This window comes from Parasphingorhabdus flavimaris (assembly GCF_013371215.1).
GTDB lineage: Bacteria > Pseudomonadota > Alphaproteobacteria > Sphingomonadales > Sphingomonadaceae > Parasphingorhabdus > Parasphingorhabdus flavimaris.
Window position 1 is genome coordinate 337,040 of sequence record NZ_JABWMH010000003.1, and the last position, 11,466, is coordinate 348,505.

Genomic DNA, 11,466 nt, shown 5'->3' on the forward strand with positions numbered 1-11,466 from the left:
TCTCATTCTGGCTTTGGACGGAAACGTTGCAGGATTGGAAATTTGTCCAAAGAGGGCGTGAATCGCTTGATATGCGGCCTCAAATCGGGAAATTCGCGCTCAAGCATCAACCGTGTCACGGCGGGCAACACGAAAAGCGTCAAAATCGTTGCGGTGATCAAACCGCCGATAACCACGATCGCCAACGGCTTTTGCACCTCAGCGCCTGTGCCAGTCGCGATTGCCATCGGAACGAAGCCCAATGACGGCACGATGGCTGTCATCAGAATGGACCTGTAGCGTTCGACTGCGCCAGAGTAGATGGCCTCAACCAATTCCACGCCAGATTCAAGACGCCCCTGAATGGCGGTCATCATCACAAGTCCATTGAGCACCGCCACGCCGGCCAGAACAATAAAGCCCACAGCAACCGAGATAGAGAATGGCAGACCCGTTGCTGCTAGCGAGAATATCCCGCCTGCAATTCCCAGAGGGACTGTGACAAATACTGCGGCAGCCATACGGAAGTTACCGAGAGCCATGACCAGCAGACCAAAGATCAACAGCGCTATGACAGGAACAACAAGATTGATTCTTGCCTGAGCGGCCTGCAGGCTTTCAAATTGCCCGCCCCATTCGAGGATGACTCCTGATGGTAGAGCGACATCGCGCTCAATTTGGGACTTCGCTTCGTTCACAAAGGAGCCAACATCGCGGCCTCGAACATTGAGCTGCACAACAACGCGCCGCTGTCCGTTTTCCCGGCTGATCTGATTGAGGCCTTCGGTTTCTTTCAGGGTAGCCAAGGATCGGAGTGGAACCGACGACCTTTTCCCGAAACCATTTTCCGGCAAAATAACTGGTAGCGCTCCGATAGCGTCGATATCGTTACGCACTTCGCCAGGTAGCCTCACAACAATATCAAACCTGCGGTCGCCCTGAAATACCAGCCCGCTTTCGGCGCCGCCCAATGCGGCGCTGACGGTTGCGGCCACTTCATCAACGGTGAGACCATGGGCTGCAATTGCCGAATTATCGAATTGCACGTCCAATGTCGGAAAGCCCTCGGTTTGCTCGACGCGGACATCCGCAGAACCTTCAATACCCGAAAAAACGGTCGCAAGCTGATTGGCAGTGGCCGACAGCTGCTCGAGGTCGTCGCCAAATACCTTGACGGCAACATCACCCCGCACACCTGCAATCAACTCATTGAAACGCATTTCAATGGGCTGACTGAACTCGTAATTCTGGCCGATGAGATTGGCTAGTTTCGCTTCCATCTGTTCCACCAGCTCTGTCTTTGAAAGCGACGGGTCGGGCCATTCATCTTTCGGACGCAAAATGATAAATGCATCGGAAATATTGACCGGCATGGGATCGCTGGCCACTTCAGCTGTTCCGGTTTTTGAATACATGAAGCGGACCTGTGGAAATTTGGAAATCTCCCGCTCGATCTGTTTTTGCATTGAAACAGATTGATCCAGCGAAGTGGACGGTATTCGGATCGATTGAAGGGACAGATCCTGTTCGTCGAGTTGCGGCATGAACTCGCTACCGAGAAAGCCGAACATACCGATCGACAGTCCAAATACGGCAAGGCCTGCCAAGGTTGCCCGTCCGGGCCATTTCAGTGCTTTTCGTAATGCCGGTTCGTATTTGCTTTTGCTCCAGCTCACCATCCGAACCTCTTTTTCAGAAACACGGCCGCTTATCAGCAGAGCCAATAATGCCGGGACCAAGGTCAGTGAGAGAATAAACGCCGATATGAGCGCAAGCATTACGGTGATGGCCATCGGCGAGAAGGTCTTTCCTTCAACACCCTGGAAGGTGAGCAATGGCACGAAAACCAGCAAAATTATCGCCTGGCCAAATAGCGAAGGCCTGATCATTTCTCTTGTTGATGCGATCACTTCTTCCAGTCGTTCGCCTAGAGATAGAAGTCGCCCTTCTTCATGTTGCCGGCCTGCCATCCGGCGCAGGAAATTTTCCACGATGATAACACTGCCGTCAACGATCAAGCCGAAATCAAGAGCGCCCAAGCTCATGAGATTTCCCGAAACGCCAAATCGATTCATGCCGATTGCCATCATCACAAAGGAAACGGGAATGACGAGCGCGGTAATCAGCGCTGCCCTGAAATTGCCAAGGAGCAGGAATAGCGCGACGATAACCAACAAAGCTCCCTCGGTCAGGTTTTTTTCAACCGTGCTGATAGTCGCATTGACCAGTTTCGAACGGTCCAGAACGACTTCTAATTTTATGTTGGGAGGCATTGTCTTGACGATTTCTGCAAGCCTTTCACCGGTTGCAGCGGCAACCGCACGGCTGTTTTCACCAAGCAGCATCAATGCGGTTCCGACAACGACTTCTTCGCCATTCTCGGTTGCCGCGCCGGTTCGCAAATCGCCGCCATTGCTGACGGATGCAACGTCACGGACGCGAACAGGAATGCCTTCGCGTGTCGCGATGATCGAATTTTCAATTTCTTCCAGCGATTTGAGTCGTGCGTCTGCCCGCACCAGAAATGCCTCTCCGCCGCGTTCAACGAAGTTTGCGCCAACAGAAAGATTGACCCTTCCAAGCGCTTCGGAAAGATCGTCAAAACCGATACCGTAGGAAGAAAGCCGAGCCGCCGAGGGGGTAACGACAAATTGTTTGGCGTAACCACCAATCGAGTCAACACCAGCGATGCCCTTGACGTTGCGCAATTGCGGTCCGATTACCCAGTCTTGAAGCGTGCGTAGATACGCCGCCTTTGAGACTTCATCGTTCAAGCGTTCACCTTCGGGAGTCAGGTATGAACCATCAGATTGCCAGCCAGAACCGCCCGCAGCTTTTCCTTTTTCAAATGGCTCGTAGCTGACCGTCCACATCAAAACCTCGCCAAGCCCTGTGGATACCGGTCCCATTGCCGGTTCGGCAGTGGCCGGCAGGCTATTGCGAACAGTGGTCAGTCTTTCGGCCACCTGTTGACGAGCAAAGTAGACGTCGGCGCTATCGTCGAATATCGCCGTAACCTGCGAAAAGCCGTTCCGGGAGATGGATCGGGTCGTCTGCAGTCCCGGAATGCCCGCCAGCGATGTTTCAACCGGATAAGTCACCAAGCGTTCAATATCGAGCGGTGAGAGAGTAGGGTCGACAGTGTTGATCTGGACCTGATTATTGGTGATGTCAGGGACAGCATCAATTGGCAGATTAACCAGATTAAAGACTCCGAGTGCCGCGACTGCAGCAAGAAACAATACGGTAAGATACCGATTGCGGACGGACATTTCGACGAGACGTGCAATCATAGCCGTTGCTCCAATGGGAATGTATTAATCAATGTTCTGCTTCGCCGCGGCCAAGTTCAGATTTCAGGAGAAAGGCGTTTTTACCGGCGATTTGTTCGCCGGACTTGAGACCGTCGACAATCTCGATTCTACCGCCGCTCTTCGCTCCGGTCGTAACGGACCGTGCACGGAAACCAGATTTGGTCTTTACAAACACGACGTTGCGTCCTTCGACGGATTGGACAGCCTCTGCGGGAACAATCAATGCCGTAGACTGATCGCTTGTCGCCTGCTGAAGTATCCGCACCCGCACATATTCTCCGGGGACGAGTCTGGCGCCTGAAGCAGGGGCAAGCACGACAATGGCCGCTCTGTTTTCCGGATCGGCAGCTGGCGTAACCGCCAATACCCGAGCGGAGATTTCACCCTCGGGCGTTTCGACCGTGGCCGCTGCTCCAGTGCTGATCTTGCGCGCATCTTCCGCAGGAACTGCCGCCTCAATTTGAATAAGGTTCGGATTGGCGATACGGAAAAGCTCATCCTGTGCGGTGACATAGGAGCCGAGAATTGCCGGGCTTGACGTTATTCGGCCGCCAATCGGTGAGCGCACAGCAATAAATCGTCCGCTGACACCTGACGCAGTGGCCGCCTGGCTTGCCCGTCTTGCTTCTGCGGCAGCCTGTTGATTTTCTGCTCTCGCCGTTTCAAGATCTGCCCGTGCGGTGATTTTCTCATCGAAGAGGCGCTGCTCACGGTTCAGCTGCGACCGGGCAAGCGCGGCCCGAGAAGCTGCCGATGTAACTTCGGAACTAATTGCGGCGGCTTCGCGGCTCTCTATGGTAGCTACTGTCTCGCCGCGCCGAACCGCATCTCCCAACCTCTTTTTGATGTTCGTGACCCTGCCTTCAGCGCCTGCACTCAATATGGCCTGCCCTTGGGGAGACGGTGCAACACTACCCTGCGCAATAATCTCGGCATCAAGCGAACTTGGAGCCACATCGAATATTCCGATTTCAGAGGCGCGCAGCTGTTCTTCTGTCATTTCGACAACGCCCTCTTCTTCGGAATGATTTTCTTCTGTGGTGTTGGCAGCGCCCTGATTTTCCGCGCTACCGCCGGTTGAGCCATTGAAAATTACTCCCAGCACAACCGCAAACGCGATGGCCAGGCCAGCGATTATGATCCATTTTCTGTTGTTCATTTTATATATCCCTGCTCGAATTTTGTGACCGTCCCGCAGTCAAACTCTGGTTTTGTGGAGGCCCGCTGTCACCGGAAAAACTGGTTTCTGTAGTGACGCAATCTGGCACCGCTATTGCGATCGAAGTCAGCATGAACAGGCCGGTTAGAACAGTCAGCATGGTGAAGATGCCAGCCAATATTATGACGTGATCTACTTCCAGTTTTCTCATCTATCTGGCCGCCAATCTCAGCAGTGTAATCACCGCCTCCGCTCTCGCTACCTTGGCTTCCAACAGGCCGAGTTCAGCCGTGTCTCTTGCTGCTGCAGCGTCCAGGACATCCAACAGGGTAAATTTTCCGTATTGATATCCCAGTTGGGCCAGCCTTGATGCTTCTTCAGCTTGGGGCAGTGTCTGGCTTTCCAGAGTTTCCACCCGGCTTTGCGTTGCTTCCAGTTGATTGCTGGCAATATTATATTCCCGGTTGATCGCTACCAACCGCAAAGCGCGACGCGCCTCAGCTCCGCGAACGCTCGCTTCTGCCGCTTGAATGCTGCCCTGGTTGCGATTTCCAAACGGTATGGCAATCGAAGCACCCACGATGAACGCAGTATCCCCGCTTTCTTCAAAACGTCTGGCGCCGCCGCTTAACGTTAGATCCGGAACAGCATTTGCGCGTTCGCGCGTGACAATGGCACTGGCAGCGTCCCGGTTCGCTTCTGCGGCTTTGATCTGTAGGGATTGGGACAGGTCGGCCTCAAATTCTACGTCACCGCCGCTGAGCCAGACCGGCTCAACTTCCTGAGGTGGTGTTTGCGAGCCCCAAAGCGATGCAAGTAGCAATCTGGCGGAATATTCCTCTGCCCTTGCGGCTTCCAGTGCTGCTTCCGCTTCGCCAAGCGCAGCGTCAGCGCGCAATGCTCTAAGCGGCGGGTCACGGCCAGTTTCAACGAGGATTCTAGCAATTCTTGACAGCTCCCGGTTGCGACCGACGACGCGCGTTGCAAAGTCAAGGCGGCTCTGAGCAGCAACTGCTTCTGTATATGCCAAACGCACGGAGCTGGCCAATTCGGCCTGAGAGATAGCAGCTTCTACCTCTGCCAGGCTTGTCTGCGCTCGCGCCGCACGTGTTCTGGCTCCGCGTTTACCGCCGAGCTCCAATCTTTGCCCAACAGAAACTGTATATTCGGTTGAACGCAGGCCTTTGAAAACGCCGCTCCCGGCGACGTTTTCAACCTCTACCGAGACCTCGGGATTTGGTCCGAGGCTCGCTTGTTTTTGGTTTCCGCGCGCGATATCAATCTCTGCTTGGGAAATTTGCACGGCAGGCGATTCAGCTCCAGCGCGCACTAAGGCCTCGTTTAAACTAACACTCTGATCCTCGGCCAGAGCGGCAGTGGCAGGGCTCGCGGCAAATATCATTGCCGCACAGAGGCGCAGGCGCGCCATTTTCTTCAACATTTCTGAGAAATCCTCGCTTAACTAATTGAAATAACGCCATGAGTCTGGCGCAAGTCAGAATTAGTTCAGACGCGAGGTGGTCGTTTTAAACGGGATGAATGCGCAGACAGCGCAAATTGATCGGCATTGCTGCTGAAGCTGGAACTTACCAGATTCACTGAACCGTCGAAGCCCAGCAACCGTTCTGTGGTAACGCTGCCGTTATGGCAATGACCATGCGGACAGATTCCATGTTTACCGGCGTCATTATCCGAAGGGGCTTCATCCGAGTGTCCGGCGTCGGAAATCAACATCAGTTCGGCGTTTTGTGGTTCGCTGGCGCATTCAGCTGCTTCGGCTACCGTCATGCTCGACATAATCAGAACGAGCAAAACCGCCATCAGGCGAAAGAGCCCTGACGTTTTTTCATTTATGCCGCTGCGTTCATTCATGGTTCCGCCCAATACATTATCTCGTTAGTTCATCAAGTGCTTTTGAACAACATTTCCAATATTTCATGCAGTTAGATATGTAATATCATCAAATTTTGTGGTCTTTGATCGGTTTAAGAATTAGTAAAAATCACGAAGAATTAAGTCTTCCTAGCATTATACCAATAGCCGATAGCGATGACTCCCATTGCCACAATCTGGGCCAAAATAGACTGAACCGCAGGGAAAATTCCCAACATCGAAATCTGCAGAAAATCAGGAAGCGGAGTCACGCTTATGAAACCGGCTTCCTGTAACGCAGCAATTCCTTTTCCGGTGAGAACCACTGTCAGCACGACCATCAATGCTGAGCTGTAAGCGAAAAACTTACCTATCGGCAATTTCCGGCTGTAGCTTAGCATTGCCCAGGCAATGGCCATAAGCAAAAAGATCGCGGCTCCAGAGCCAACCAGAATGATCATACCATTGTCCGCAGTCCAGAGCGCCGCAAAAAACAGTATTGTCTCAAAGACCTCACGGTAAACGACAATGAATGCTAGCCCAAAGAGAAACCATGCAGATCCCCGCGACAATACTTTGCTCATTGTTTCGCGGATATAGCGTTGCCACTCATCGGCGCGGGACTTGCCGTGCATCCACAAGCCCACAAAAAGCAGGATTACCGCTGCAAATAGCGAACCAAAGCCTTCGGTCAGTTCACGGCTAGCGCCGCTGATACCTATGAGATAGGTGGCAGCGAACCATGTGATGCCGCCTGCGAGAAGCGCCGTTATCCAGCCCCCATGCACATACAACATGACTTCGGGACGTTCGGCTTTGCGCAGAAACGCAATCATGGCAACCACGATCAGTAATGCCTCCAGCCCTTCGCGCAGCAATATCGTGAAGGCTCCTACGAAAGCCGATGCCTGGCTGGCTTGATCGGCGTCCAACGCGGACTCTGCTTCCGAAAAAAGCCGATCAAGCGCGTCGATCCGGCTCTCCACCTCTGCTACAGGAAGATCGTCACCGATAGCAGCGCGGACACGGGCCATCGAGCGTTCAATGGCTTTTAGCAAAGAGGGATCGCGAGAGGCCAGCGCAGGTTCCAGAGGTTCAAAGCCGTCAAGATACGCAGATAATGCTAGAGTTTCTGCCTCGTCTTTTCTGCCTGCTTGATAAGCAGCAAAACTTTCTTTTAGTTTGGTCCGCGATAGTGCCAGAGAACCGCTTGAGGTAGCCCCAATGGCATCCGGGTGGTTCCGCAGGAATGCCATCACCGCATCTGCTTTTTCTGGTCCAATCTGCTTTCCAAGATTGGCAGGAGTCATGCTTGCCAGAGCTGCGAGATCAGGAAACAGAGCGCGAATAGACGCGTCATTTTCCCAAAGCTCTTCTCCCTTGGATGCCTCAGCAAATGCAAAGCCGCCCACATAGGCGGCCATGTCCCAAAGATCCTGAGCAGGCAAATCGGCAAAACTCTGCATTGCTGTCCCGTCAAGCCCCTGACCTATAACCTGATAAAGTGCGAACAGGCTGCGTTCTCTTGCTCGAGCGCCATCGGTAAAAGCAATAGGAGCGGGGTCGAGCTGCTCTGCATTCGGCCCTTGGCCGTTACCAGACATGCCGTGGCAACTGGCACAATTTTGAGCATATAGCCGTTTGCCATTTTGTATGTTTGGTGCAATTTTGGGTGCAAGTGGAACAGGATAACTGCGTAGCAACTCCGTTGCCAGCAGGCGTGCCTGCCGCGCGACTTTATCCGGAGACGTTTTATTATCAATGGCCGCATTAAGCTCGTCACCTTTTGCAACCAGGTCGGCTCGACCCGGCTTTGGTGGCAGCTTTGCCAAACCGTCGACGACAGCTCCCGAAAACTCCTCCATTTCGGAATATTCAGCGTCGTTTGTCACCTTGCCTTTATCTACTGCGCCGGGATAATCGACCGCAATATAATCCAGCAATCGCCACAGCGTTTCAACCTCGGCAATTTTTACCTGCGCATAAGCCGGAATAGAAATGGCGGCCAGCATCAAGAGCGATATCAGAATGAATGATATTCTAGCAAAATGACGCATTAGGTTCGCAATTCTCTCAGGCATTTTGAAGCTGCATTTCGGCAACCGCGTTTTGTATGATTTGGTATGCTGAGTGAATGAAAAGCATCGCAATAACGGCAGCCACGGCGATATCGGGCCAGGCTTTTCCGGTCCACGCCACGAGACCGGCAGCACCTATTACAGCGACGTTTGCGATCGCGTCATTGCGGCTGAACAGCCATATGGCTTGAACATTTGCATCACCATCACGAAACTGTGACAGAACGTAAGCCGACGCTATATTTATCCCGAGCGCGACAAAACCAATTACCCCCATAATACCGGCTTCTGGCATTCCCGGACTCATAGCCCGCCAGATGGCAAACCCGATCACGCCTATACCTAGCAGTCCGAGAAAAATGCCTTGGACGAGCGCCACACGCGAACGCGCAAGCGCTGTCCACCCAAGTGCGAAAAGCCCGATCAGCGTGATTGAGCCATCACCCAGAAAATCGAGCGCGTCTGCCTTGAGTGCCTGACTATCAGCAACAAATCCGCCAATAATCTCGCATAGCCCAAACCCGATGTTGAGGATCACAACAATCCACAAAGCACGCCGGTATGCTGGATCATCCTGAGCCCTTACGGCATCACCAGCGCAGGCGCAGCCATCTTCATCATTCTTACTCATAGGGTTGCTCTACAACCTCTAGTGACTGTAGAAGCAAGCAGTTTTTGCAAATGCAAGTCATTAGGAGGTTATTTTGGCAAAGATGATGATTGGCGAACTTGGAAATCGCACAGGCACCAAAGTGAATACCATTCGGTATTACGAAGATATCGGGATATTGCCCCCACCTGTGCGGACAGATTCAGGGCGACGCACCTATGCTGAATGCGACGTAAAAAGACTATCTTTTATAAGGCATAGCCGCAGCTTCGGCTTTTCCCTTGCTGAAATTAGGTCGCTTCTAAGTCTATCAGATAGTCCAGAACAGGATTGCACTCTGGCATCGACCATCGCAAAATCGCATCTTGAACGAATTGATATGAAGATAAGCCAGCTTGAAGGATTGCGGCATTCGCTCTTGGCGTTTGCGATATCTTGTTCCGGTGGGCGAGCGGAGAATTGCGAAATCATTGGTGCACTCTGCGAAGTTTCACTTCCCCAGCGGACCCCCGGTTCCACAGGCATCGGCGCAGCAATTATCAGGCCTGATTTTTCATAGACAAAATTTGATTCGCCGACACTTATGCACCCTGTAGTAACTATAGGATCAAACGATGAAAATTGGAGCACTGGCAAAGGCGACAAAGACAAAAGTTGAAACCGTCCGCAACTATGAGAAATTCGGCCTGTTACCGCCCCCAGCACGAACGACTTCAAACTACCGGGATTACGGAAGCGACCATCTCGCCAGGCTTCCGTTCATCCGCCGTGCCCGAAATCTCGGCTTTACCCTGAAGGCACTGCGCGAATTGCTGGAATTATCGGACAATCAAGATCAATCCTGTGAAGCAGTTGATGATATTGCGAGCAGGCACCTTGCCGAGATTGATCAGAAAATTGACGACCTGACCACGCTACGTTCTGAGCTGGATCGCTTGATTGGTGCTTGTCAGCATGGAACAGTAGGGGAATGCAAAATCATTGAGACGCTGGCACCGAGAATTTAAAGATGGCAGAAAGGATCTGGCGCATCGCGAGTTCTGTCAACGAATTCCAGTATTTGCAAATATTCCCGTGACCGCTTTCGGCCCCGCCGGAGCTACATGTGAATGACCTAAACGAGGGCGCGAAGTAGCCATCCTATCGCACTACTGATCCCCCAGGAGGCCACCCGCTTCCAATAAATATCGACCATAAATTGCGAAACATAGTCCTTTGTCCACGGTGCGGAATCTATCTTGCGACTAGCCAAGCAAAATTATCCGAAAAAATTATTCACCAGAACCTTTGGGTGTTTTTTTACCACGTCCTATAACCTTTAGATAACTATGTAATCGAGGTATATTATGGACAAAAACTATCCGGATGAGAACGCCAAAGGCCAAGTCTCACCGCCCGCTACTAAGAGGAAACCCCTATCAAAAGCTGCAAAAGAACGTCGCCGTATTAAAAAGCTGCAGCGCCAATATCCGACGGGTAAATTCTCTCAAATTGGTTCTGACCCTGAACCAGGTTTTCCAAATTTGCCACCGGAAGCCAATGCCTACATTCTCAACGAACTACGCAGGACACTCCGGTCCGGAAGAACGGCCTACGGAAAAAACATGGCAAAGTCCGTCATGAAAGTTTTCGGCCGCTTGCCCAGCGATGAACCTGCTGAACTTGAAAACTGGATCAATTGGCTTTGCCGGAACCGGGAAGAATTGATCAGCGGCAAATATTCTCCCAGTAAACTGAATGATGCATCGCAAGATCCTGAAGCGAGCAGAGCAGTCCTGGATGAAGGAAGCTCACTAAAGTCGGAATTTTCCGATATGCACAACCAACGTTCGGATCTCGGCAAAGCTCCAGAGAATTTGGCAATAACTGATGAGGCTCCACCCCCCAAGGGTCAAAATAGCTTGCCCGATCAGGACCATGATCAAATGAAAAACAATTTGACCGAGGGGGAAGAGGTCAAGCGTTTTGAAGACGTTCCAACGCCGACCGCAACTCAGGATCGCGGGGCAGCAACTTTGGACAAGGTGTCTAAAGAACCATCATACCAACCTGCGAATTATGCGCCCAGCGATTCTGCCGTTCAACCGCATATCGAATATGTGGAGCATGCTACCAACGGGTCAGTCGCTAAAATGCCGGACAAATTCGACTTTTATTTCAAGAAGGATGGTGCTGGCAAAGCAAACAAATTCTTTGGAAGCATCCGGTTTAACGAGAGCCTAGAACAAGTCCTCGAGAACGCTGGTGCTCTTGCGTCAGACAAAGCGGCCGTAGATGAGGTTTTAAACCGAGGCCCGACAGAGCGGGCTTATCTGATTAAAGCGATGCGCGAACTACAGGTCCCTTTACCATGAGAAACCATGTCCAAAAGGGGCCTAAACTTAAGCAGGATGAATGTGGGATTCCCACATTTTATTGCCATCGTGTCGCTACGCTTCGTGACGGCATGCAGGT

At 52.2% G+C, this 11,466-nt stretch carries 9 protein-coding genes; 3 read left to right on the plus strand and 6 right to left on the minus strand.

All coding sequences use genetic code 11. The features are described 5' to 3' along the window. Positions 1–2 precede the first annotated feature (2 nt). The 6 genes from HUO14_RS10575 to HUO14_RS10600 all read right to left on the minus strand — a co-directional run bounded on the left by HUO14_RS10575 (position 3) and on the right by HUO14_RS10600 (position 9,033). On the minus strand, positions 3–3,272 hold the full coding sequence (locus tag HUO14_RS10575; protein WP_100093797.1) for an efflux RND transporter permease subunit: 3,270 nt from the start codon (positions 3,270–3,272) through the stop codon (positions 3–5). Between the two features lie 28 nt (positions 3,273–3,300). Continuing rightward, positions 3,301–4,452, minus strand: coding sequence for an efflux RND transporter periplasmic adaptor subunit (locus HUO14_RS10580; protein WP_100093798.1), 1,152 nt, complete (start codon positions 4,450–4,452; stop codon positions 3,301–3,303). Positions 4,453–4,663: 211 nt separating this feature from the next. Then, positions 4,664–5,893, minus strand: coding sequence for a TolC family protein (locus tag HUO14_RS10585; protein WP_236553972.1), 1,230 nt, complete (start codon positions 5,891–5,893; stop codon positions 4,664–4,666). Positions 5,894–5,958: 65 nt separating this feature from the next. Next, entirely contained in the window at positions 5,959–6,324 is a 366-nt protein-coding gene (locus tag HUO14_RS10590) for a hypothetical protein (protein WP_159645580.1), read from the minus strand. Positions 6,325–6,464: 140 nt separating this feature from the next. Further along, positions 6,465–8,405: a cytochrome c/FTR1 family iron permease gene (locus HUO14_RS10595; RefSeq protein ID WP_100093801.1), complete on the minus strand. Its 1,941-nt coding sequence runs from the start codon at positions 8,403–8,405 to the stop codon at positions 6,465–6,467. Then, a complete protein-coding gene (locus HUO14_RS10600) occupies positions 8,398–9,033 on the minus strand; it encodes a cation efflux transmembrane domain-containing protein (protein ID WP_100093802.1) in 636 nt (211 codons plus the stop codon). The genes HUO14_RS10595 and HUO14_RS10600 overlap by 8 nt, the downstream gene beginning before the upstream one ends. An 82-nt stretch (positions 9,034–9,115) precedes the next feature. On the opposite strand from HUO14_RS10600, the gene HUO14_RS10605 reads away from it, so the two are divergent. The 3 genes from HUO14_RS10605 (at position 9,116) to HUO14_RS10615 (ending at position 11,366) form a co-directional block, all read left to right on the plus strand. Beyond that, entirely contained in the window at positions 9,116–9,571 is a 456-nt protein-coding gene (locus HUO14_RS10605) for a MerR family transcriptional regulator (protein WP_100093803.1), read from the plus strand. A 55-nt stretch (positions 9,572–9,626) separates the two neighbouring features. Next, complete coding sequence (locus tag HUO14_RS10610) at positions 9,627–10,019, plus strand: MerR family transcriptional regulator (RefSeq protein ID WP_100093804.1); 393 nt, start codon at positions 9,627–9,629, stop codon at positions 10,017–10,019. A 339-nt stretch (positions 10,020–10,358) separates the two neighbouring features. Continuing rightward, on the plus strand, positions 10,359–11,366 hold the full coding sequence (locus HUO14_RS10615; protein ID WP_123906290.1) for a hypothetical protein: 1,008 nt from the start codon (positions 10,359–10,361) through the stop codon (positions 11,364–11,366). Positions 11,367–11,466: the final 100 nt, after the last annotated feature.